Annotated in this window: 15 protein-coding genes and 1 pseudogene; 7 read left to right on the forward strand and 9 right to left on the reverse strand. The window is 66.7% G+C overall.

Annotation, left to right across the window (positions count from 1 at the left end; genetic code table 11):
* Positions 1–11: 11 nt before the first annotated feature.
* Positions 12–416 carry a universal stress protein gene (locus WKB88_RS03500; RefSeq protein WP_341393153.1) on the forward strand — a complete coding sequence of 135 codons (405 nt, stop codon included), beginning with the start codon at positions 12–14 and terminating at the stop codon, positions 414–416.
* Between the two features lie 115 nt (positions 417–531).
* On the opposite strand, the gene mmsB is transcribed toward WKB88_RS03500, so the two are convergent.
* From mmsB to WKB88_RS03535, 7 genes are all read right to left on the reverse strand, one after another.
* A complete protein-coding gene (mmsB, locus tag WKB88_RS03505; protein ID WP_341393154.1) occupies positions 532–1,779 on the reverse strand; it encodes a multiple monosaccharide ABC transporter permease in 1,248 nt (415 codons plus the stop codon).
* Complete coding sequence (gene mmsA / locus WKB88_RS03510) at positions 1,776–3,317, reverse strand: multiple monosaccharide ABC transporter ATP-binding protein (protein ID WP_445818863.1); 1,542 nt, start codon at positions 3,315–3,317, stop codon at positions 1,776–1,778. The genes mmsB and mmsA overlap by 4 nt, the downstream gene beginning before the upstream one ends.
* A gap of 97 nt (positions 3,318–3,414) precedes the next feature.
* A complete protein-coding gene (gene chvE, locus WKB88_RS03515) occupies positions 3,415–4,545 on the reverse strand; it encodes a multiple monosaccharide ABC transporter substrate-binding protein (RefSeq protein WP_341393156.1) in 1,131 nt (376 codons plus the stop codon).
* Positions 4,546–4,749: 204 nt separating this feature from the next.
* Positions 4,750–5,985 carry a kynureninase gene (locus tag WKB88_RS03520; RefSeq protein ID WP_341393157.1) on the reverse strand — a complete coding sequence of 412 codons (1,236 nt, stop codon included), beginning with the start codon at positions 5,983–5,985 and terminating at the stop codon, positions 4,750–4,752.
* Positions 5,986–6,012: 27 nt separating this feature from the next.
* On the reverse strand, positions 6,013–6,912 hold the full coding sequence (locus tag WKB88_RS03525; RefSeq protein WP_341393158.1) for a MaoC/PaaZ C-terminal domain-containing protein: 900 nt from the start codon (positions 6,910–6,912) through the stop codon (positions 6,013–6,015).
* The gene (locus tag WKB88_RS03530) at positions 6,909–8,249 is read right to left on the reverse strand and encodes a 3-oxoacyl-ACP reductase (protein WP_341393159.1); all 1,341 of its coding nucleotides are present in this window, start codon (positions 8,247–8,249) and stop codon (positions 6,909–6,911) included. The genes WKB88_RS03525 and WKB88_RS03530 overlap by 4 nt, the downstream gene beginning before the upstream one ends.
* Positions 8,250–8,251: 2 nt before the next feature.
* Positions 8,252–9,589 carry an acetyl-CoA C-acetyltransferase gene (locus WKB88_RS03535; protein WP_341393160.1) on the reverse strand — a complete coding sequence of 446 codons (1,338 nt, stop codon included), beginning with the start codon at positions 9,587–9,589 and terminating at the stop codon, positions 8,252–8,254.
* Positions 9,590–9,666: 77 nt separating this feature from the next.
* Between WKB88_RS03535 and WKB88_RS03540 the strand changes: the two genes are divergently transcribed.
* On the forward strand, positions 9,667–10,374 hold the full coding sequence (locus WKB88_RS03540) for a TetR/AcrR family transcriptional regulator (RefSeq protein ID WP_341393161.1): 708 nt from the start codon (positions 9,667–9,669) through the stop codon (positions 10,372–10,374).
* A 118-nt stretch (positions 10,375–10,492) separates the two neighbouring features.
* Entirely contained in the window at positions 10,493–12,589 is a 2,097-nt protein-coding gene (locus WKB88_RS03545) for an acyl-CoA dehydrogenase family protein (RefSeq protein ID WP_341393162.1), read from the forward strand.
* An 84-nt stretch (positions 12,590–12,673) separates the two neighbouring features.
* Here WKB88_RS03545 and glgA read toward each other — a convergent pair whose 3' ends face one another.
* On the reverse strand, positions 12,674–13,879 hold the full coding sequence (gene glgA, locus WKB88_RS03550) for a glycogen synthase (protein WP_341393163.1): 1,206 nt from the start codon (positions 13,877–13,879) through the stop codon (positions 12,674–12,676).
* 85 nt (positions 13,880–13,964) lie between these two features.
* Between glgA and glgC the strand changes: the two are divergent.
* Positions 13,965–15,281: pseudogene (glgC, locus tag WKB88_RS03555) on the forward strand (glucose-1-phosphate adenylyltransferase); the annotation flags it as partial.
* 162 nt (positions 15,282–15,443) lie between these two features.
* The gene (locus tag WKB88_RS03560) at positions 15,444–16,880 is read left to right on the forward strand and encodes an SDR family NAD(P)-dependent oxidoreductase (protein WP_341393164.1); all 1,437 of its coding nucleotides are present in this window, start codon (positions 15,444–15,446) and stop codon (positions 16,878–16,880) included.
* Here the strand turns inward: WKB88_RS03560 and WKB88_RS03565 are convergent.
* Positions 16,859–19,633: a cation-translocating P-type ATPase gene (locus WKB88_RS03565; RefSeq protein ID WP_341393165.1), complete on the reverse strand. Its 2,775-nt coding sequence runs from the start codon at positions 19,631–19,633 to the stop codon at positions 16,859–16,861. The two genes, WKB88_RS03560 and WKB88_RS03565, sit on opposite strands and share 22 nt — an antisense overlap.
* A 156-nt stretch (positions 19,634–19,789) precedes the next feature.
* On the opposite strand from WKB88_RS03565, the gene WKB88_RS03570 reads away from it, so the two are divergent.
* Together WKB88_RS03570 and pepN are read left to right on the forward strand one after the other, a co-directional pair.
* Positions 19,790–20,809, forward strand: a complete 1,020-nt coding sequence (locus WKB88_RS03570) for a YeiH family protein (protein ID WP_341393166.1) — start codon at positions 19,790–19,792, stop codon at positions 20,807–20,809.
* Positions 20,810–20,914: 105 nt separating this feature from the next.
* The gene (gene pepN / locus WKB88_RS03575; protein WP_341393167.1) at positions 20,915–23,521 is read left to right on the forward strand and encodes an aminopeptidase N; all 2,607 of its coding nucleotides are present in this window, start codon (positions 20,915–20,917) and stop codon (positions 23,519–23,521) included.
* Positions 23,522–23,551 lie beyond the last annotated feature (30 nt).

Raw genomic sequence — 23,551 nt, forward strand, 5'->3', positions numbered from 1 at the left:
TCAGGAGCACCATGAGTATTGTCGTCGGATTTCTTCCCACCCCCGAGGGGATGGCGGCGCTGGACGCCGCCCGCCGGGAGGCCAGTGCCCGTTCAGCGCAGCTGGTCATCGTGAACGTGGCGTTCCCCCGCCACGGCCTGCACCACCAGGAGCAGGAAGAAGCCAACAACGCCGCGCTTGAAAAGCTTGAAGCAGAGCTGCGCTCAGCAGGGACTTCCTACAAGCTGGTTCATCCGGTGGGCGATTACGATCCCGCTGAAGAGATCCTCAAGGCTGCCGAAGGTTCCGGCGTCGAGCTGATTGTCCTGGGGCTGCGGCGCCGCACCCCGGTAGGCAAGATGCTGCTGGGCAGCACCGCGCAGCGGGTTCTGCTCCAGTCCGACTGCCCGGTCCTGGCCGTCAAGGCCAACGACTAGCCTCAGGCAGCACCTGCGCAGAACGCCAAAGTGGCCGGCACCCGATGACGGGTGCCGGCCACTTTGGCGTTTCCGAAGGGTTCCTGCTCTGCAGGTTCCCGCTTACAGCCGTCCGCTACGTAATGGAGGCGGCTCCGCGGCGCTTGTTGAACACGTCGAAGGCCACGGCTGCCAGGAGCACCAGCCCCTTGATCAGCTGCTGGTATTCGGTGCCCACGCCCATGATGGACATGCCGTTGTTCAGGATGCCGATGATCAGCCCGCCGATGATGGCTCCGGTGACCCGGCCGATGCCCCCGGTTACTGCGGCTCCGCCGATAAAGACGGCGGCAATCGCATCGAGTTCAAAGCCCTCGCCGGCCTTGGGGCTGGCCAGGTTCAGCTGCGCAGTAAAGACCAGGCCGGCCAGCGCGGCCAGGACACCCATGTTGATGAAAACGGTGAACGTGGTCCGCTTGGTGTTGATGCCGGAGAGGTCCGCGGCGTGCAGGTTCCCGCCCATGGCGTAGATGTGGCGTCCCCAGACGCTGCGGTTCATGACGGCGGAGTAACCGACCGTCAGCAGCCCCAGGATGACCAGGACAATGGGAGTGCCGCGGTAGCTGGCGAGCAGGTACGTGATGAACAGGAGCAGGCCGGCAGTGAAGACGAGCTTGGCGGCGAACCAGAGGATCGGCTCGTCGACCAGCTGGTGGCGGCGGCGGATCATCCGCTGGCGGATGCCCGAGCCGACCAGGGCTGCGGCCGAAAGGACGCCGATGATGACTGTCAGCGGCTCCAGGAAACTGGTTCCTCCGCCGAGGTCAGGCAGGAATCCGCTGCCCAGGTCGCGGAACTTGTCCGGGAAGGGCGAGATCTGCTGGTTCTGCAGGACAATCTGGGTTAGTCCGCGGAAGGTCAGCATGCCCGCCAGCGTGACGATGAACGCCGGGATCCCGAAGTAGGCGATCCAGAAACCCTGCCAGGCTCCGACGGCGGCGCCGAGGACCAGGCACAGGACGGCGGCGAGCCACCAGGGCAACCCCCACTGCGTGATCATGACGCCGGCGGCTGCACCGGTGAAGGCGACGACGGAGCCGACCGAAAGGTCGATGTGTCCGGCGATGATCACCAGGACCATGCCGACGGCGAGGATCAGGATGTAGCTGTTCTGGATGATCAGGTTCGAGACGTTGATCGGTGCCAGGGTGATCCCGTTGGTGGCGATCTGAAAGAAGATGATGATGGCGATCAGGGCGATGAACAGCCCCACCTGGCGCAGCTGCCCGGTCAGGTAGTTCAGGGCGGTGCCGACAATCCCTGCCGGACGTTCCTTCGGTGCGGGGGCGCCGGTGGACGGCCCCTTATCGGTGAGAGTGCTCATTGGCGTTCCTTGTCTGTCGCGTCGGCAGGAGTCCTGGCGTCGCGGGTCATGTACTGCATGAGGTATTCGGCGCTGGCTTTTTCCCGCGGGACGTCTGCGGTGATGCGGCCTTCGGCCAGGGTGTAGATGCGGTCGCAGATTCCCAGCAGCTCCGGCAGCTCGGAGGAGATCACGATGACCGCCTTACCCTGGTCCGCCAGTTCATTGATGATGGTGTAGATCTCGTACTTGGCGCCGATGTCGATCCCGCGGGTGGGCTCGTCGAGAATCAGCACGTCGGGATTGGTGTGGATCCATTTGGACAGCACCACCTTCTGCTGGTTTCCGCCGGAGAGCTTTCCGGTCAGGGCCAGCACCGAGGGTGCCTTGATGTTCATGCTGGTCCGGTACTTTTCCGCCGTCAGGTGTTCCCGGTACGGGTCCACCCAGCCGCGGACGGAGAGCCTGTTCAGGCTGGAAACGGAGATGTTGCGGCGAATGTCCTCAATGAGGTTCAGCCCGTACCGCTTGCGGTCCTCCGTGGCATAGGCCAGTCCGTGCGCGATGGCCTGGCCGACGTTCTTCATGGTGATCTCGCGGCCGTTCTTGTACACGCGGCCGCTGATGTTGTGGCCGTAGCTGCGGCCGAAGACGCTCATGGCCAGTTCGGTGCGCCCGGCTCCCATCAGCCCGGCGATCCCTACGATTTCGCCCGCCCGCACGTTCAGGTTGGCGTTGGTGACAACCTTGCGGGAGCGGTCCAGCGGGTGATGCACCGTCCAGTCCTCGATGCGCAGCACTTCCTCGCCGATGACCGGGGTGTGCTCCGGGTAACGGCTGTCGAGGTCGCGGCCCACCATGCCGCGGATGATGCGCTCCTCGGAAATTTCGTCCGCCTGCATGTCCAGCGTCTCGATGGTGCGTCCGTCGCGGATGATGGTGACGGCGTCGGCGATCGACTTAATCTCGTTGAGTTTGTGGCTGATGATGATGCAGGTGATGCCGTCCCGGCGCAGGTCCTTGATCAGCCCGAGCAGGTGCTCGGAGTCTTCATCGTTCAGGGCGGCCGTGGGCTCGTCGAGGATCAGGAGTTTGACCCGCTTGGACAGGGCCTTGGCGATTTCCACCAGCTGCTGCTTGCCCACGCCGATGTCCTGGATTCTGGTGGCGGGATTCTCGGCCAGGCCCACCCGTTCCAGGAGCTTCCCGGCTTCGAGGTTGGTGCGGTGCCAGTCGATGAAACCGCCCCTGGCCTGTTCGTTGCCCAGATAGATGTTCTCCGCAATGGAGAGGAACGGGCTCAGTGCCAGTTCCTGGTGGATGATCACCACACCGGCGGCTTCGGAATCCTTGATGTCCTTGTACTCCTGGAGCTCGCCCTCCAGGTAGATCCCGCCCTCATAGGTGCCGGCCGGGTAGACCCCGGAGAGGACCTTCATCAGGGTGGATTTCCCGGCGCCGTTTTCTCCGCAGATGGCGTGCACGGTGCCCTGGCGGACCTCCAGGGAGACGTCCTGGAGTGCCTTGACCCCGGGGAAAGACTTGGTGATTCCCCGCATGGAAAGAATATTCGCGTTCACGTTCATGTCCTTGCCGGCGGCGCCCCGCCGGCAGCCGCGTACGGCTGCCGGCGGGGAACACCGCGGTGGTAGGGAGTTACTTGAGGTCGGAGGCCTCGTAGTAACCGCTGTCGACGAGGACTTCCTCGTAGTTGTCCTTGGTGACCACCATCGGGTCCAGCAGGTAGGTCGGGACGATCTTGACGTTGTTGTCGTACGTCTCCGTGTCGTTCACCTCGGGGTCTTCGCCCTTGAGCACGGCGTCAACCATCGCCACGGTCTGCTCGCCCAGTGCCCGGGTGTCCTTGAAGATGGTGGAGTACTGCTGGTTGTCCATGATGGACTTCACCGAGGCGGCCTCGGCGTCCTGGCCCGTGATGACCGGCAGGGCATCGGCGGAGTAGCCGGATCCGGTGAGGGCGGAGATGATGCCCAGCGAGATGCCGTCGTACGGGGACAGCACGCCGTCGACCTTTTCGCCGCCCGAGTAGGTGCTGGCGATCAGGTTCTGCATGCGCTTCTGGGCGGTGGCCGGGTCCCAGCGCAGAGTCGCGATCTGCGTGAAGCCGGTCTGTCCGCTCTGGACCACGAGGGTGCCCTTGTCGATGTAGGGCTGCAGGGTGTCCATGGCGCCGTCGTAGAAGAAGTTGGCGTTGTTGTCGTCCGGGCTGCCGGCGAAGAGTTCAATGTTCTTCGGTTCGGTGGCACCGGTGTCCTTGCCCTCGGCGTCGAGGATGCCCAGGCCGGTCAGCAGCGAGGTGGCCTGCTGGACCCCCACGGTGTAGTTGTCGAAGGTCGTGTAGTAGTCCACGTTTTCGTTGCCCGTGATCAGTCGGTCGTAAGCGATGACCTTGATGCCGGCAGCTGCTGCGTTGTCCAGCTGGTCACTCAGCGCGGTGCCGTCGATGGCGGCGATAACCAGGACCTTGGCGCCCTTGGTGATCATGTTGGAGACCTGCTGGACCTGGGTGGGAATGTCGTCGTCGGCGTATTCCAGCGTGGTGTCGTACCCGAGGTCTTCGAGCTCGGCCTTGATGGAGTCGCCGTCCTTGATCCAGCGCTCGGAAGTCTTGGTGGGCATTGCGATGCCCACCAGCGCACCTGCGTTGTCGCCGGACTCGGCGGAATCGGAATCAGCGCCGCCGCGGCCCGAGCCGGAGCCGCAGCCTGCAACGGAGACGGCCAGGATACCGGCAGTCACGCTGAGAAGGAGTTTACGGATTTTCACGAAGGAGCCCTTTCGGTGGACATCTTTGTCTAGCGGAGAAACTGCCGGTCCGCGCGCGCTGTGCCGCCCCGCCGCGCACCGGCAAGATCGAGGGTGAGAAGTGCATCACATAGCCATGTGAGCGCTAACATTATGGCTCCTGCCGCATGCCGGTTGTCAATTCCGCGACCTTCCGAGACCGGGAGGCCGCGTTCCGGGCCCGAGCTAGCGCAGCAGTTCCGCGCGAATCGCGGCCACCCCGGTCAGCGTTTCTTCGAAAGAGGTGGACAGCGGCGACAGGCCCAGCCTGATTCCCGACGGGTTCCGGTAGTCGGGGATGACCCCCTGTTTCCAGAGTTCGGCGGTGACGGCCTTGAACGCCGGATGGTCAACGGTGATGTGGCTGCCGCGTCTCTGCGGCTGGCGCGGGGACGCCACGACGACGCCGTGCGGCACCAGCAGGGCGTCCACCGCGGCCAGGGCGAACTCGGTGAGCGCCTCCGACTTTGCCCGGACGGCTCCGATCCCGGCCTCGGCGATCAGGGAGACCATGTCCTGCACGGGGAGCATTCCGAGCACCGGGGGCGTGCCGGAGACCAGCCGGCGGATCCCGGGGGCCGGCGTGTAGCCCTGGGCCATGCCGAAGGGGTCCGAGCTCCCCAGCCAGCCCTGGATCGGCTGGGAGAAATCCTCCTGGTGGCGGCGGGCCACGTAGGCCCAGGCGGGCGCGCCGGGGCCGCCGTTGAGGTATTTGTAGCTGCAGCCTGCGGCGTAGTCCACGCCCCAGGCATCAAGCTCCGCCGGAACCGCGCCGGCGGAGTGGCACAGGTCCCACAGCACCAGTCCCCCGGCGTCGTGCACCGCCTTGGTAACGGCGGGAACATCGGCAAGAAAGCCCGAGCGGTAGGCCACATGGCTGAAGACGGCCAGGGCAGTCTGCGGTCCCGCGGCGGCGGCCACGGCCTCGGGGGTGATGCCGCCGTCGTAGTCGGCCGGAACCCAGCGCAGCGTCAGCCCGCACTCCTGCGCAATGCCCTCCATGACGTACCGGTCGGTGGGGAAGTTATCCGCATCCAGGAGGATTTCCGTCCGCCCGGGCCGGGCCGCAGCGGCAGCCCGGCCCAGCTTGTACAGCAGGACAGTCGTCGAGTCCGCCACGATGCACTGCCCGGCGGCGGCTCCCAGCGCCACCGCGCCCAGCTCGTCGCCGAGCAGCTGCGGCAGCTCGAGCCACTGCTCGTCCCAGCCGCGGATGAGCCTGCCGCCCCACTGCTGCCGGACAAAGTCCTGCAGGTGCTCAGCGGTGGCGCGCAGGGGACGGCCCAGCGAGTTGCCGTCCAGGTACGCACTCACCCCCTCGGCTTCCAGGAAGCGGTCCCGGAAGCGCGCCAGCGGGTCCGCTGCGTCCAGGTTCCGGGCGGTGACCAGCAAGGGGTCCAGCAACGTGTCCAGTTCAGTCATGTGGGCACCCTAACAGCCGCTGAGGGCCTACTCCGGCAGCGCCCGCACGGCGCCGGCGAAGTGGCGGCGAAGGGAACGCTGGTTCCAGCCCACAAACGTGGAGCCCGAATACCCGTCCTCCCCCTCCGTGTCCGAAATTGACAGCGACACGGCAGCCGGCAGGAACACCGGGGAGTCGAAGTCGATGGACCACTCGTAGGGCTCCTGCCGGTTCTGTACGATGTCGGCAACCACCCGCGAGGCCAGATACATGCCGTGTGCCAGTGACCGTTTCTGGCCCAGCGCCTTGGCCGATAGCCGGCTGAGGTGGATGGGGTTGAAATCGCCGGACACCATGGCATAGTTGCGGCCGGCGTCGGCCCCCAGGCGCCACAGCGCGGTGGGCTGGGGAGGCACGAAGTCGGGACGGGGCGCGCGGGCATCGGGCCGGTCAAAACGCGGCAGGAAGACACCCTTGGCCAGGTAGGTGGACCGTCCGCGCCACACGACGGAGCCTCCCGCGCTGACCTCCGCGACCAGCTCCACTGAAGTGCCGGCGCGGTGCCCCGCCAGGTTCTCCGCCCAGGCGGTGACGGTGAGCGGTTCGGTGTAGTGGATCGGCCTCAGATGCTCCGTGTTGTTCCGCAGATGCACCATCCCCAGCAGCGGCAGCGGAAAGTCGTCCCTGGACATCAGGCTCATGGCCACCGGAAAGGCAAACGTGTGCACAAAACCGGAGGGCAGGTAGTCGGAGGCACTGTGCTGCACCAGCCGCTGGAAGTCCGCCAGCCGTTCCAGGTCGACCCGGGCATCGAGCACCGTGTGGCGGGCGGCAGGAAGCGTTTGCGGTGCCTGCGCGGAGGAAAGGCGTGCCTTGGCCGCCGAGCCGAGGGCGCCGACGTAGAGCTTTCCCAGTGTGGGGATCTCGGTGAGCTGGGTGTCGGTCATGCCCCCACCATGTTCTGTCCGCAGACCCGGACAACCTGTCCGTTGACCCCGGCGGCCGCATCCGAAGCCAGGAAGGAAATGGTCTCGGCGACGTCGACAGGCAGTCCGCCCTGCTGCAGGCTGCTCAGGCGGCGGGCCACCTGGCGGGTCAGGGCCGGAATTGCCGCGGTCATGTCGGTTTCAATAAAACCGGGCGCGACGGCGTTGATGGACCCGCCGCGCGGTGCCATCAGCGGCGCCGTTGCCCGGACCATGCCGATGACTCCGCCCTTGGATGCTGCGTAGTTGGTCTGGCCGCGGTTGCCGGCGATGCCGCTGGTGGAAGCCAGCGAAACGATCCGCCCCTCGGCGCTGAAGGTGTCCGAGGCGAGCAGGGTCCGGTTCATCTTCAGCTGGGAGGCGATATTGACGGCAATGACGGACTGCCACCGGGATTCATCCATGTTCGCCAGCAGCTTGTCGCGGGTGATGCCGGCGTTGTGGATGACGATGTCCAGGTGCCCGTAGCGTTCCCTGGCGTGGGCCAGGATGCGGTCGGCGGCGTCGTCGCGGGTGATGTCCACCTGCAGGGCGGTGCCGGAAATCTCGTTGGCGACCCGGGCGAGCTGCTCGCCCGCTGCAGGTACGTCGACCACAATCACGGTGGCGCCGTCGCGGTGCAGGATCCTGGCGATCGCGGCGCCGATCCCCCGTGCCGCACCGGTCACTACGGCCACCTTGCCGGCCAGCGGCGCGTTCCAATCCGCCGGCAGCGAGCCGGCGTCGGAGCCGACGGTGATGAACTGTCCGCTGACGTAGGCGCTCTTGCCCGACAGCAGGAACCGCAGCGCCGCCGCCGCGCCCGGAGCCGTGGCCTGCACTCCGTTGGCCAGGACAATGCCGTTAGCCGTGGCACCGCCGCGCAGTTCGTGGGCGATGGAACGGAGCAGACCGTCCACTCCCTGCCGTGCCGCAGCAGCCTCGGGCTCCTGCGCTTCGGCTGCGGGACGGGACACCGTGACGACGCGTCCGCCCGGGGCGAGGTCGCGCAGGGCCGCACCCGCGGCCAGGGTTGCGTCCCCCAGGTCCTCCGGGGCCGCTGCGGCATCAAGGACCAGCAGGATCGCTCCGAGCTTCTCCTTGGGGGTGGCGTGCCTGCGGACGTCCTGGTCCCAGCCCAGCAGCAGCTGGGAGAGCGCGTCCGCTGCTTCGCCCTTGCCCAGGACCAGGACGGGTCCGGGGACCAGGGGCTTGGCCGGGTCGAAGCGCCGCAGGATCGACGGGCGCGGCAGTCCCAGCTTCTTGGCAATTTCCTTGGTGATGCCGGTGTTCACGAGGTTCAGGTACGCGTCATTCATGATTAGCGCGCCTCGAGGATCGCAACGAGGCCCTGGCCGCCGGCAGCGCAGATGGAGATCAGGCCGCGGCCCGACCCCTTCTCGTGCAGCATCTTCGCCAGCGAAGCGACGATGCGCCCGCCTGTGGCGGCAAAGGGGTGGCCGGCGGCAAGCGAGGAGCCGTTGACGTTGAGCTTGGAGCGGTCGACGGTTCCGAGCGGACCTTCCAGCCCCAGCCGGGTGCGGCAGAACTCGTCGTCCTCCCAGGCGGCCAGCGTGCTGAGCACGGTGCCGGCGAAGGCTTCGTGGATTTCGAAGAAATCAAAGTCATCCAGGGTGAGGCCGTTGCGGGCCAGCAGGCGCGGAACAGCGAAGGCCGGAGCCATGAGCAGCCCGTCCTTCCCATGGACGAAGTCGACGGCGCCGGCTTCAGCGTCCACGATGTTCGCCAGCATCGGCAGGTCGTGTTCCCGGGCATAGTCTTCGGAGCCCAGCAGCACCACGGAAGCGCCGTCAGTGAGCGGCGTGGAGTTGCCTGCGGTCATGGTGGCTTCATCGCCGAGGCTGCGCCCGAACGCGGGCTTCAGCTTGCCCAGCTTCTCCATGGTGGTGTCCGGGCGCAGGTTGGCGTCGCGGGAGAGGCCGCGGTAGGGGGTGACCAAATCATCGAAAAAGCCGCGGTCGTAGGCTGCGGCCATGTTGCGGTGGCTGGCCAGGGCCAGTTCGTCCTGCGCTTCACGGGTGATTTTCCACTGGGCCGTGGTGAGGGCCTGGTGTTCGCCCATGGACAGCCCGGTCCGCGGCTCCCCGGTGGACGGTGCGTTCGGGGACAGATCCTTGGGGCGGATCTTGGCGACGGCGGCCAGCTTCTGCTTGGACGTCTTGGCCCGGGACAGGTCCAGCAGTGCCCGGCGGAGGCCTTCGCTGACGGCAATGGGGGCGTCGGAGGCGGAATCGACACCGCCGGCGACGGCCGACTCGAGCTGTCCGAGCTTGATCTTGTTCGCCAGGCTGATGACGGTCTCCAGGCCGGTGGCGCAGGCCTGCTGCACGTCGTAGGCGGGGGTCTCCGGCGACAGTGCCGATCCCAGCACCGCCTCGCGGGTGAGGTTGAAGTCCCGGGAGTGCTTCAGGACCGCGCCGCCGGCTACTTCGCCGATGCGCTCGCCCTGCAGCCCGAACCTGGCAACGAGCCCGTCAAGCGCTGCGGTCAGCATGTCCTGGTTGGAGCTGTAGGTGTACTTTCCGCCGGAGCGGGCAAAGGGGATCCGGTTTCCGCCGATAACAACGGCCTTGCGGACGGCGGGAGCAGGGGTGGTTCCGCCGGTTGCCGCGCGTTCGGCCTGGGGCTGTTCAGCCATGGTTCTGTTCTCCTTGGAAGAAATGCAAAATGTGAGGGGAGTTACTGCAACCCAGCGTACCTGATACGCTGAGTATCGTGAACACTGCTCTGCAAGACCCCTCCTCCTCAACACCGGCGTCTTCCCCGGATCGCTCCCCCGCACCCTCGGACGGCCGGTCCCTGCGCTGGGAGGCCCACCGCACGGAACGCCGCGTCGACCTGATCAAAGCCGCACGCCGCGCCGTCCATACCCTCGGCGCGGGTGCCTCCATGGAGGAGATTGCCGCAGCATCCGGAACCTCGAAGTCCGTGTACTACCGCTACTTCGGGGACAAAGCCGGGCTGCAGCAGGCCATGGGAGACATTGTGCTGTCACAGATGCAGGACAAGATCCTGGCCGCGGGCCGCACCGCCGAGTCACCCCGCGCCGGACTGCAGGCAATGGTCTCCGCCTATCTCCAAATGGCGCAGACGTCGCCCAACGTCTATGCCTTCGTCACCGCGGGAGAGGCAACGGGCACCACCGAACCCCGGTTTGCGGAGAGCTTGTCCTCCTTCTTCGAGGCCATCACGGGCATGATGGACCGCGCCATGCGGGCCTATCTGGACAGCGGTTCCACTGCCCCGAAGCTGGGCGTCGCCGCCGACTTCTGGCCGACGGCGGCCCTGGGCATGGTCCGCGCCGCCGGTGAGAGGTGGCTGGCCGCGGAACCGGGGCCGGACAAACCCAGCGAGGCCGAGATGACCCGGCAGCTCACCGTCTGGCTTTTTGACGGCATCGGCTACGAGCCGGGCCCCGCATGAGCCCCCGGCCCGCTCCCCTGCTGCTATTCGCCGGCGCCCGCAAAGCCCGGCCAACCCGTTCCATCCGCCCGACCAGAAGCATCCACCGCTCTCACAGCCACAACGAGAAGGACACGCAATGACGCAAGTAGCCTCCAAACCGGAACGCCAGATCCCCGCCGGCACCTCCGTGCGCGACGACGACACCGCCGTCGTCAACGTGGAAGCCCTCAGCCGGGCGCTGCTGGGCAAATGGGCGGACGTCCGCCTCCAGGCCCGTGCGCTCGCCGCCGAGGAAGCCCTGCACACGCCTGCCGGCCTGCCGTACACCGAGCACCGTGAACGGGTCATGACCCAGATGAAGATCCTTGCGGACAGCAAGGCGGTGCACCGGGCCTTCCCCGCCTACGTGGGCGGGGAAGACAACCACGGCGGCAACGTTGCCGGATTCGACGAGCTGGTGGTGGCGGACCCGTCCCTGCAGATCAAGGCCGGCGTGCAGTGGGGCCTGTTCGGGGGCGCCGTGATGCACCTGGGCACGCGGGAACACCATGAAAAGTGGCTCCCCGGCATCATGAGCCTGGAGATCCCCGGCTGCTTCGCCATGACCGAAACCGGACACGGATCCGACGTCGCCAGCATTGCCACCACCGCCGAATATGACGCCGGTACCGAAGAATTCATCATCAACACCCCCTTCCGCGCCGCCTGGAAGGACTACATCGGCAACGCCGCCGTGCACGGCAGGGCCGCCGTCGTCTTCGCCCACCTGATCACCGCCGGCGTGGACCACGGCGTCCATGCCTTCTACGTTGACCTGCGCGACGACAACGGCTTCCTGCCCGGCATCGGCGGCGAGGACGACGGCGTCAAGGGCGGCCTGAACGGCATCGACAACGGCCGGCTGCACTTTTCCAACGTCCGTATTCCGCGCACCAACCTGCTCAACCGCTACGGCGATGTGGCGGCGGACGGCACCTACACCTCGCCGATCGAAAGCCCGGGCCGGCGTTTCTTCACCATGATCGGCACGTTGGTCCAGGGCCGGGTGTCCCTGGATGGCGCGGCTGTGGCGGCCAGCAAGCTCGCCCTGAAGACGGCTATCCAGTACGGCACCGAGCGCCGGCAGTTCAACGGTGCCTCGGACATCACCGAGGAAGTCCTGATGGACTACCAGCAGCACCAGCGCCGGCTGCTGCCGCGGCTGGCCACGACGTACGCTGCGTCCTTTGCGCACGAGGAACTGCTGCAGAAGTTTGACGATGTGTTCTCCGGCGCGCATGACACCGACGAGGACCGCCAGGACCTGGAAACCCTCGCCGCTGGCCTGAAGTCGCTTTCCACCTGGCATGCCCTGGACACGCTGCAGGAAGCCCGCGAGGCCACCGGCGGCGCCGGTTTCCTGGCGGAGAACAGGCTGACCGCTCTGCGCGCGGACCTGGACATCTACGTCACCTTCGAAGGCGACAACACCGTCCTGCTGCAGCTGGTGGCCAAGCGGCTGCTGGCCGACTACGCCAAGGAGTTCGCGGGGGCGGACTTTGGCGTCCTGGCCCGCTACGCCGTGGGACAGGCCACCGACCGGACCATGCACCGCACCGGTCTGCGGCAGATTGTCCAGGCCTTTGCCGACACCGGCTCGGAAAAGAAGTCCGCCATTGCGCTGCGTGATCCCAGGACCCAGCGTGACCTGCTGACGGACCGCGTGGGTACGATGGTGGCCGAAGTGGCCGGCGCCCTGCGCGAAGCGCGCAAGCTGCCCAAGGACAAGGCTGCGGCCGTCTTCAACAACAATCAGCATGACCTGATCGAGGCGGCGCGCGCCCACTCCGAACTGCTGCAGTGGGAGGCCTTCACCCGGGCCCTGGACGGCATCGAAGACGCCGGAACCCGGCAGGTCATGACATGGATGCGGGACCTTTTTGGCCTGTGCCTGATCGAGAAGAACCTGTCCTGGTACCTGATGCACGGCCGGTTGTCCTCGCAGCGGGCGCGCACCCTGGGCCCTTACATCAACCGGCTGCTGGCCAAGATCCGGCCGCACGCGCTGGATCTGGTGGATGCCTTCGGTTACGGCGCGGAGCACCTGCGGGCCTCCGTCGCCTCGGGCGCGGAAAAAACGCGGCAGGACGAAGCCGCGGAGTACCAGCGCCTGATGCGTGCCAGCGGCGCAGCTCCGGTGGATGAGAAGATCCTGATCCAGCGGAAGAAGCAGGCAGCCAAAGCCAGGCGCTAGGGACAGACACGCCTGAAACGCGGGAGGCCCCGGCCGGGTAACCGGCCGGGGCCTCCCGCGCAGTTAAGCGCAGCGGGGCTGCGGTCAGCCTGCCTGCGGAAGCACGGAGCGGTAAACCTCCAGCGTGGCGGCCGCAATCGATGCCCAGGAGAATTCCTCGGTGGCACGCACCCGGCCGGCACGGCCCATTTCTGCGGCGCGTTCCGGATCGGTCACCACTTCGGTCAGCGCCGCGGCAAAGTCCCGGACAAACGCTTCCGGGTCCAGCGGGGTTCCGGTGCCGTCCGAGAGCTGCTCCAGCGGCACCAGCAGCCCGGTGACGCCGGAGTCCACCACCTCGGGAATGCCGCCCGTGGCTGAGGCGACGACGGCGGTGCCGCAGGCCATGGCTTCCAGGTTGACGATTCCCAGCGGCTCGTAGATGGACGGGCAGGCGAAGACGGTTGCGGAGCTGAGCACCTTGATGAGCTCGGCGCGGGGCAGCATCCGTTCAATCACCACGACGCCGCTGCGCTTTTGGCGGAGCTCGTCGATCAGGATGCCGGTTTCGGCGGCGAGCTCCGGCGTATCCGCAGCGCCGAGGCAGAGGACAAGCTGCACCTCGGCAGGCAGCAGTGCCGCGGCCCTCAGCAGGTAGGGCACGCCCTTCTGCCGGGTGTTGCGGCCGACAAAAACGACGCTGGGGCGTTCGGGGTCGATCCCCAGCGCACGGATCCCCTCCGGGTCGTTGTCCGGATGCCACAGGTCCACATCAATGCCGTTGTGCACCACGCGGACCTTCGCCGGGTCCACTTCGGGATAGCTGCGCAGGATGTCCTGCCGCATGCCTTCGGACACCGCGATGATGGCGGCCGCGGCGTCGTACGCTGTTTTTTCCACCCAGGAGGACAGGGCGTAGCCGCCGCCGAGCTGTTCAGCCTTCCACGGACGCAGCGGCTCCAGGCTGTGCGCGCTGAGCACGTGCGGAATGCCGTACAGCAGCGAGCCGAGGTGGCCGGCCATGTTCGCGTACCAGGTGTGTGAATGCACGAGATCTGCACCCGCCAGACCCTTCAGGATTTCCAGGTCCGTGCCCAGCGTTTGGACGGCCGGGTTCGCGTCGTCCAGTTCCGCGGGCACCGCGTAGGTGCTGACCGCGGCTCCGTGGTAATCGGCCGGCCGGGGGGCACCGAAACAATGGACCCGAAGGTCCACTTCCGCAGCCAGCACCCGGCTTAGTTCGGCTACGTGGACGCCTGCTCCGCCGTAGATTTCGGGCGGGAACTCCTTGGACACAATATCTACTCGCACTAAACCAACGTAGTGCACCGGCGCTCGGGTGATCTAGTGTGAAGGACAGCAGACTTATTACTGTGCGGTTGGCGCCGCGGCAGAAATGAGCGCAAAGCAAGCAACGTTAGACAAGAAGCGGAAACAGGGGAAACACAAAATGGCGCCAAAGAAGGTCCTGGCCGTTGTCCTTGCAGGCGGAGAAGGCAAGCGCCTCATGCCTCTGACAGCGGACCGTGCAAAACCTGCCGTTCCATTTGCCGGGCGATACCGGCTTATCGACTTTGCACTATCCAATCTGGTGAATTCGGGATACCTGCAGATTGTTGTCCTGACCCAGTACAAGTCCCACAGCTTGGACCGCCACATCTCGGAGACGTGGCGGCTCTCGACCCAGCTGCAGAACTATGTCGCGTCCGTTCCCGCACAGCAGCGGGTGGGCAAGAGCTGGTTCCTGGGCAGCGCAAACGCCATCTACCAGTCGATGAATCTGATCGACGACGCCCGCCCGGACATCGTGGTGGTCATCGGTGCCGACCACGTGTACCGGATGGACTTCTCGCAGATGGTTGAGGCCCACATTGCCTCCGGCGCCTCGGTGTCGGTGGCCGCGGTCCGCCAGCCGCTGCATCTTGCGGACCAGTTCGGGGTCATCGAAACGGATCCCGAGAGTCCGGGCCGGATCGGGGCCTTCGTGGAAAAGCCAGCCACCACGCCGGGGCTGCCCGATGACCCGGACATGTTCCTGGCCTCCATGGGCAATTACGTGTTCAACACCGATGCGCTGGTGGAGGCATTGAAGGTTGATGCCGAACGGCTGATTACCAAGCACGACATGGGCGGTGACATCATTCCCTATTTTGTGGACCGGGGAGATGCCGCCGTGTACGACTTCTCGCACAACGTCATTCCCGGGGCCACGGGCAGCGACCACCAGTACTGGCGCGACGTCGGTACTTTGGACTCCTACTATGACGCCAACATGGACCTCATTTCTCCGCTGCCGGCGTTCAATCTCTACAACCTGCAGTGGCCCATTTACACGCGCCAGAGCATCTCGCCCCCCGCGAAGTTTGTCCGCAGCGCCGCCGACCAGGCCGGGACCGCGTTCGACTCCATTGTTTCCAACGGTGTGGTGATCTCCGGCGGGACCGTCACCGGTTCGGTGCTGGCACCGGATGTCTATGTGGACAACGGTGCGGTGGTCTCCGATTCGGTGCTGATGGACGGGATCCATGTCGGCGCCGGGGCCGTGGTCCGGAGGGCCATTATCGACAAGTTCGTGCAGATCCCGCCCGGTGCCACCATTGGCGTGGACCGGGAGCTTGACCTGGCCCGGGGGTTCACCGTCACGGCCTCCGGACTGACGGTGCTCAGCAAGGGGCAAAAGGTCTCCCTGCCGGAGCCGGAGGCAGAGGCCGCGCCGGTGTAGCGCAGCCTTCATTGTGAAACCCCGGCTGTGATCTTCCTCCGCCGCGGTGCCCGGGATACCGGGCACCGCGGCGTTTCGTTGTAAGGTCGGAAGGCATCAAACTTGCCTTCGCCGTGTTTTTCACCGGCGGGAAACACAGCAGAAACGACTTTCATGAGCACCCCCGACCTGAGCCCCGAAGACCTGCAGGCCTGCCTGCGGGTCCTGTCCTCCATCCACGTCCTGGACGAGGAACACCCGGATTACATTGCCGTCCGCCGTGCGACCGCCAAAATGTTCAAATCGGTGAAAAAACACCGGAAGAACGAAAAGCGGGACGCCGCAGCGGATGCCGACCGCGCCGTCGTCGCCCGCACCGCCACCGGCGCCTCGGACCGCATTGACGACGAGACCCGCGGCGCCCAGCTGAAGTCCTCGGCCCACGGCCCGTCCGCCGGGACGCTGCTCAAGCCGCGCAACTGCTACATCTGCAAGCAGCCCTATACCCTGGTGGATGCGTTCTACCACCAGCTCTGCCCCGAATGTGCCGCCTTCAGCCATGCCAAGCGCGACGCCCGCACCGACCTCACCGGAAAGCGCGCCCTGCTCACCGGCGGCCGCGCCAAGATCGGCATGTACATTGCCCTGCGGCTGCTGCGCGACGGCGCGCACACCACCATCACCACCCGCTTCCCGAAGGACGCCGCCCGGCGCTTCGCCGCGATGGAGGATTCGGCGGACTGGCTGCACCGGCTGCGGATTGTCGGCATTGACCTGCGCGACCCCGCCCAGGTCATTTCCCTGGCTGACTCGGTGGCCGACGCCGGGCCGCTGGACATCCTGATCAACAACGCTGCGCAGACGGTGCGGCGGAGCTCCAATGCCTACCAGCCGCTGGTCGACGCCGAACTCGAGACGCTGCCGGCCGGCCCGATGCCGGAACTGGTGACCTTTGGCCACACCCACAACGCGCATCCCACCGCGCTGGCCGGATCCATTGCCGAGCACCCGGTGCTGGCCGGGGACGCCGTCACCTCCCTGGCGCTGACCGCCGGTTCCTCCTCGCTCGAGAAGCTGGGCGCCGGAACGGCCATTGACGCCGGCGGTCTGGTACCGGACACGGCGCCGATCAACAGCTGGACCCAGGTGGTGGACCAGGTGGAGCCCCTCGAAATGCTTGAGGTCCAGCTCTGCAACGTCACCGCACCGTTCCTGCTGGTCAACCGGCTGCGCCCGGCCATGGCTGCCTCCGCAGCCCGCCGCAAGTACATCGTGAACGTTTCCGCCATGGAAGGGCAGTTCTCCCGCCGGTACAAGGGACCCGGGCACCCGCACACGAACATGGCCAAGGCTTCCCTGAACATGCTCACCCGCACCAGCGCCGGGGAAATGCTGGAAACCGACGGGATCCTGATGACCGCCGTGGACACCGGCTGGATCACCGACGAGCGGCCGCACCCGACCAAGGTCCGCCTGGCCGAGGAGGGCTTCCATGCTCCCCTGGACCTGGTGGACGGCGCAGCCCGCGTCTACGACCCCATCGTCACGGGCGAAGCCGGCGAGGACCAGTACGGCGTCTTCCTCAAGGACTACAAGCCCTCGCCCTGGTAAGCCGGCGCCGCCTTCCGCAGCCGGTAGCGGGAGGCCGCCTTGCGGATCTCGGAGATCCACAGCACCGTTGATCCCACGCCAAGGGCCAGGAACCACTGGCCCGAGGTCAGGCCGGTGGTGTCGAAGAGCCCCTGCAGCACGCCCAGCTGCACCACCAGTACCTGCAGGACGACGACGGCGGCCAGCGACACCCAGATGGCACGGTTGGTGAAGGTCTGCAGCGAGAAGACGCTTCCGGTTGCCGAGCGGACGTTGAGCAGGTTGAACGCCTGGTAGAACACGAAGGTGGTGAACGCCAGGGTGGTGGCGAACAGCGGATCGCCTGCGCTTTCCGGATACATCTCCGGCGCCAGGTAGAGCACGGCACAGGTGCCCGCAGCCATCACGACGCCCATCGACAGGATCCGCAGGATGCGGTTACCGGTCAGCAGGGGTTCCCGCGCCGGACGCGGCCGCTGTTTCATCAGGTCCGGATCGGCGGGATCAACACCCAGCGCCAGGGCGGGCGGACCGTCCATGATGATGTTCACCCACAGGATCTGCAGTGCGGTGAAGGGTGCTCCCCCGGCAAGGCCAAACGCCGCGGCGGCCAGAAAGATCAGCACGAAGCCCCAGGCCGTGGTGAGCTGGAAACTCACGAACTTCAGGATGTTCGCGTAGATCCCGCGTCCTTCCTGGACCGCGGTGACGATGGTGGCAAAGTTGTCGTCCGTCAGGATCATCTTCGCAGCGCCCTTGGACACGTCGGTGCCGGTGATGCCCATGGCGATGCCGATGTTGGCCCGTTTCAGTGCCGGGGCGTCGTTCACGCCGTCGCCGGTCATGGCCACCACGGCGCCGTCGGCCTGCAGCGCCTCAACCATCCGGATCTTGTGTTCCGGAGACACCCGGGCAAGCACGCCGTAGCCCGGGGCACGCCGGCGCAGTTCCTCGTCGCTCAGGTCGTCCAGTACGGCGCCGGAGACTGCCTCGCCGCCGATGCCGAGGTCCTTTGCGATGGCGGAAGCCGTGATCAGGTGATCCCCGGTGATCATATGGACGCTGATCCCCGCCTGCCGGGCCCGGGCAATGGCTTCGGCGGCTTCAGCGCGGGGCGGGTCCATGATGCCGACGACGGCGTACAGGATGAGCCCGGACACGCTCTGCCTCAGCTCATCCGGATCGGCCGGCAGTGCGGTCTCGACCGGCCGTCCGGCAACCGCCATGGTGCGCAGGCCCTGACTGGCCAGGGCTTCCACCTCGTCCCGGATCCGCTGCCGGTCTTCGGTGCCCAGCGGGCGGTGGCCCTCGGCCGTGGCGAGGAACTCGGAACGCTCCAGCAGCACGCCCGGGGCGCCCTTGGCGTAGCAGAACACCTGTTCCCCGGCAGTCTGCCCACGGGATTCCTCATCGTCGGCAGGCTCACGGTTGAACGTGGCCATGAACTTGTAGTCCGAATCGAACGGAACTTCGGCCACGCGGGGATGGGAGGCGCGGGCGCCGTCGGCATCAATGCCGCCCTTCTCGGCCAGGACCACCAGGGCACCCTCGGTCGGATCCCCGGTGAGCACGCCGTCACGCACCGAGGCATCATTGCAGAGGGCAAAACCCAGAAAGGCCTGTGTCAGGGCCGGCGCCGGGCGGCCGTCAGCACTGAGCAGCGTTCCCTCGGTCGAATACCCGGAGCCCGAAACCCGGAAAACCCGGCCGGACGCCGTGTACACGCGGCGCACCGTCATTTCGTTCAGGGTGAGCGTTCCGGTCTTGTCCGTACAGATCTGCGAGGTGCTGCCCAGGGTTTCCACTGCTGCCAGCTGCTTGATGATCGCGCCGCGCGCAGCGAGCCGGGAGGCCCCCATGGCCAGGGTGAACGCAACCACCGCGGTCAACCCTTCCGGGATGGTCGCCACGGCGAGGGAAACGGCAGTCAGGAACAGGTCCTCCCAGCTGTCGCCGCGCAGCAGGCCCAGGACGAAGACCACGGCAACCACCACAAGGGCCACATAGGTCAGCAGGCGGGCCAGCTGGTCGATGCTGCGCTGGAGGGTGGTTTTTTCCTCGAACGTGGAGCCCAGCAGGTGTGCAATCCGGCCGATCTGCGTCTGCATGCCGGTGCCGGTGACGAGCAGCACGGCGCGGCCGCGGCTCACGTCGGTGTCCATGTAGAGCATGTTGGTGCGGTCGGCGACCGGAAGGTCGGGGTCAGCCAGGGGTGCGGTGTTCTTGTTCACCGGCTGGGATTCTCCGGTAAGTGCCGCCTCCGCCACCTGCAGCCGGACTGCTTCGATCAGCCGGCCGTCAGCGGGAATGGTGTCTCCCGCTTCCAGGAGGACTATGTCCCCGGGCACCAGCTCGGTTCGGGGCACGTCCACCGTGCGGCCACCGCGGCGCACTGTGGCAACGGAAACCGAGCTGCTGCGCAACGCCTCCAAGCTGTTTTCTGCCCGTTGTTCCTGGACGTAGTTCAGGACGGTGTTCAGGGTAATGACGGCCAGGATCACCACGGGGGTCTCCCACTCGCGGGAGACAACCGCACTGATCACGGCGGCAGCGATCAGCACCAGGATCAGCCGGTCCGCCAGCAGCCCCAGGATCTTCCGCCAGGCGGGCACCTTACGGCCAGCAGCCAGCTCGTTGGGCCCGTAGCCCTGCAGCCGCTCCCGCACCTGATCGGACGAGAGGCCGGTGTCCGGGGTAACCCCCAGCTCTGCCGCAACCTGGGAAGGAGCATCATTCCATGGGTGTTCGGGCATCCGGATCTGATCCACGTGCATGGGCTGCCTCAGGGAGATAGGGGGTGTGCCTCACTCTAACAAAGGCACCGGGCACCGAGCTCCCCCCGGTGCCCGAACGCAGGGCCGCAGCACCCAAACGGCGCAGCGGGGGGCTGCCTGTTTTGCTGTACTCCCATCGTGGTGCAGGGTGGAACCGTGAACAGCACTCCCCTGCGCCGCAAGAGCACTGCCGTGCTCCCCGGCCTGCTTACCTCCGCCGCTGCCGTCCTTCCTGCGTATCTGCTTCACTGGTTGTTTCCCTGGCTGCCGGTCCTGACGGCTGCAGTGGTTCTCGGCCTGCTCGCGGCCAACCTTCCGGGGATCTCGGCGGCCGTCACCGGACCGCTGAAGCCGGGACTGTCCGTAGCGGCCAAAACACTTATGCGGGCGGGAATCGTACTGCTGGGGCTGAAAGTGTCGCTGGTCGACATTGCCGGCCTCGGCGGGCCGGCCCTGCTCCTGATCGTGGTACTCGTGGCAGCGGCATTTGCCGGAACGTACCTGATCTGCCGGGCTTTCCGCCTCCCGGGAGAGGAACCGCTGCTGATTGCCTCCGGCTTCTCCATCTGCGGAGTTTCCGCCGTGGGTGCAATGGCCGCAGCGCGCAGGGTGCGGCACGAAGACACGGTGGTGCCGATCGCGCTGGTCACGCTGTGCGGAACACTGGCCATCGGGGTGCTGCCGCTGCTGGCTTCGCTCCTGGACCTGCCGGCCGAAACCTTCGGGATCTGGGCCGGGGCCTCCGTCCACGACGTCGGCCAGGTGGTGGCCACGGCACAGACCGCAGGTACTGCGGCGCTCGCCGCCGCCGTCGTCGTCAAGCTGGCACGGGTGGTCCTGCTTGCTCCCCTGGCCGCCGGCGCCGGGCTCCTGGGGCGGAGGGCGGCCCGGGGGGAGGAAACTCCGGGGAAGCTCCCTCCGCTGGTTCCCCTGTTTGTCCTGGGGTTTCTGGTGCTGATTGTTGTCCGCACCACGGGCGTGCTCCCCGGAAGCGTCCTCGCGGTGGCCGCCGAGGTACAGGAAGTCCTTTTCGCCGCCTCCCTGTTTGCGCTCGGTGCGGGAGTGCGGTTCCGGATGCTGTTTGTCTCCGGCGCCCGCGCCCTGGCCGCCGCACTGGTTTCCTGGTTCCTTATCGGCGCCCTGGGGCTGGCACTCGCGCTGCTGCTCTCCCGGTAACACGCAGTCCTCCGCAAGTCCCCCGCAGACAGGCACTCCTGGACAGGTTCCTGCCGGCCCTGCACTCCGGGCCCGGCCGGCGGCGGAAGGTGATTGAATGAGGGAGTGTCGAACCAGAATCTGCGCCGTGTTGAAGCCGCCGCCCGCTCAGCCCTCATCTCCGTTGACGCCTACGACGTCGAGCTCGATCTGAGAACCGCCGAAGACCCGGACGCTGCGGGATTCCGGTCCCGCAGCACCATCGGGTTTAGCTGCACCGAGGCCGGAGCCGAGACCTTCCTGGACTTCATCCACGGCGGCGTGTCGTCAGTGGTCCTGAACGGCAGGGAACTGCCGCTGGACAGTGCCGTGGACGGTTCCCGCATCCACCTTCCGGACCTGGACCTCGTCAACGTCGTCACGGTGGACGGCACCGCCCTGTACAGCCGCAGCGGCGAGGGAATGCACCGTTTCACGGATCCGGCGGATTCACGCACCTATCTGTACACGCAGTACGAGCCCGCCGACGCGCGGCGGGTCTTCGCGAACTTTGAGCAGCCGGACCTCAAAGCCGCCTTCACGTTCCACGTCACCGCGCCGTCGGGCTGGGAAGTCGCCTCCAACGCAGTGGAAACCAACCGCACGGAACTTGCGGACGGACTGAGCCGCTGGGACTTCGCCCCCACGCAGCGCATCTCCACCTACATCACCACTGTGCTGGCCGGACCCTACTACAAAGCGGCCGACGCCTGGTCCGGAACGATGGATGACGGCTCAGTCCTGGAGATCCCGCTCGGCGCCTACTGCCGTGCCTCGATGGCCCGGTACTTCGATCCGCAGAACATCTTCGACATCACCAAACGGGGGCTGGACTACTTCCACGGACTGTTTGCGTACCCGTACCCCTTCGGCAAGTACGATTCCGCCTTTGTCCCTGAGTACAACCTCGGTGCGATGGAGAATCCCGGTCTGGTCACCTTTACCGAGGCCTACGTGTTCCGGTCCAAGGCCACCGAGGCACAGTACGAAGCCCGGGCCAATACCATCCTGCACGAAATGGCGCACATGTGGTTCGGCGACCTGGTCACCATGGCATGGTGGGATGACCTGTGGCTGAAGGAATCCTTTGCCGACTACATGGGCGCCCTGGCCGTGGACAACGCCACGGACTTCACCAACTCCTGGGTCTCCTTCGCGAACCGCCGCAAGGCCTGGGCGTATGTCCAGGACCAGCTCCCCACCACGCATCCGATCGTCGCTGACATCACCGATCTGGAAGCCGCCAAGCAGAACTTCGACGGCATCACCTATGCCAAGGGCGCCTCGGTGCTCAAACAATTGGTCGCCTATGTGGGCTTCGATGCCTTTATTGAAGCGGCGCGCGGGTACTTCCGCGACCATGCCTACGGCAACACCACCCTCGCGGACCTCCTCAACGCCCTGACTTCGGCGTCGGGGCGGGACATGGGTGTGTGGTCCCGGCTGTGGCTGGAGACCGCCGGCGTCCCCACCCTGACCCCGCTGGTCGAAACGGACGACGACGGCGTCTACACCTCGGTCACGGTTGTCCAGGACGCCCCGGACCCGGTCAGCGGAGCACAGGTGCCGCGTCCGCACCGGCTGCGGATCGGGCTGTACAACCCCGACAGCTCCGGAGCGCTCGTGCGGACCGGAAGCGTGGAGGTCGACGTCGCCGGGCCCCGTACCCCGATCCCCGAGCTGACGGGAATGCAGCGCCCCGCACTGCTGCTCCTGAACGACGAGGACCTGACCTACGCCAAGATCCGCTTCGACAACGATTCCTTGCAGACCCTGCTCCACCACGTGGGCCGGATTCCCGACCCGCTGGCCCGGGCAGTGTGCTTCTCCGCGCTGTGGAACCTCGTCCGCGACGGCGCGCTCAGCGCGCAGGACTACATCCGGCTCATTGTGCATGCCGCCCCCTCCGAAACCGGCGCCGGCGTGCTGCAGCTCCTGCTCGACAACGCCCGCTTCGCCGTGGAACGCTTTGCTCCGGCTGAACGCCGCGGCGCCCTGCGCGAGGCCCTGTACTCGCTGGTGGTCGAGCAGCTGTACGCTGCCGAGCCCGGAAGTGACCGGCAGCTGATTTGGGCGCGCAGCGCCGCAGCCCTGGGCCGCCGCAGCACGTCCCAGACCCCGCTGCTGCGCGGCCTGCTGGACGGGACCGCGGAGGTTCCCGGGCTCGCTGTCGACTCGGACCTGCGCTGGCTGCTCTGGCAGGCACTGGCAGCTACGTCAAACGCCTCACGGGCGGAACTGGAAGCAGAGCTGGAGCTGGACCCCACCGCATCCGGGCGCGTGGGTTTCACCACCGCAGCAGCAGCCTTCCCGGATGCGGCCGTCAAGGCGGCGGCCTGGCAGGATGCCGTCCATTCGGATGAGCTGTCCAACCAGCTCCTGTCAGCAACCATCGAGGGGTTCTCGATCGGCAGCCACGAGCTGCTGTCCGTGTTCTCCGCCGACTACTTCGCGTCCCTGACCCTGGTGTGGAGGTCGCGCAGCATAGAGCTGGCCAGCCGCGTTGTTGCGGGCCTGTTCCCCGGCGCCCAGGACCTGCCCGAGCACATGGTGCCGGCGGACCATCCCGTGCTGGTTGCCAGCATGGACTGGCTGGAGGCGAACCCGGAGGCTCCGGCAGCCCTGCGCAGGATTATCCTCGAGCAGCAGGACCAGCTGCTGCGGGCACTGCGGGCCCAGGCAGCCGGCAGGTAACCGCAGCCGGAGCGGGTGTCCGTGCCGCGG

This window comes from Arthrobacter sp. G119Y2 (assembly GCF_038069765.1).
In the GTDB taxonomy this organism is placed as follows: domain Bacteria; phylum Actinomycetota; class Actinomycetes; order Actinomycetales; family Micrococcaceae; genus Arthrobacter_B.

Excerpts from the sequence above, each read along its gene's own strand:
- WKB88_RS03500 (WP_341393153.1), top strand. The coding sequence starts at position 12 with ATGAGTATTGTCGTCGGATTTCTTCCCACCCCCGAGGGGATGGCGGCG.
- mmsB (WP_341393154.1), bottom strand. The coding sequence starts at position 1,779 with ATGAGCACTCTCACCGATAAGGGGCCGTCCACCGGCGCCCCCGCACCG.
- mmsA (WP_445818863.1), bottom strand. The coding sequence starts at position 3,317 with ATGCGGGGAATCACCAAGTCTTTCCCCGGGGTCAAGGCACTCCAGGAC.
- WKB88_RS03520 (WP_341393157.1), bottom strand. The coding sequence starts at position 5,985 with ATGACTGAACTGGACACGTTGCTGGACCCCTTGCTGGTCACCGCCCGG.
- WKB88_RS03525 (WP_341393158.1), bottom strand. The coding sequence starts at position 6,912 with ATGACCGACACCCAGCTCACCGAGATCCCCACACTGGGAAAGCTCTAC.
- WKB88_RS03530 (WP_341393159.1), bottom strand. The coding sequence starts at position 8,249 with ATGAATGACGCGTACCTGAACCTCGTGAACACCGGCATCACCAAGGAA.
- WKB88_RS03535 (WP_341393160.1), bottom strand. The coding sequence starts at position 9,589 with ATGGCTGAACAGCCCCAGGCCGAACGCGCGGCAACCGGCGGAACCACC.
- WKB88_RS03545 (WP_341393162.1), top strand. The coding sequence starts at position 10,493 with ATGACGCAAGTAGCCTCCAAACCGGAACGCCAGATCCCCGCCGGCACC.
- WKB88_RS03560 (WP_341393164.1), top strand. The coding sequence starts at position 15,444 with ATGAGCACCCCCGACCTGAGCCCCGAAGACCTGCAGGCCTGCCTGCGG.
- WKB88_RS03565 (WP_341393165.1), bottom strand. The coding sequence starts at position 19,633 with ATGCACGTGGATCAGATCCGGATGCCCGAACACCCATGGAATGATGCT.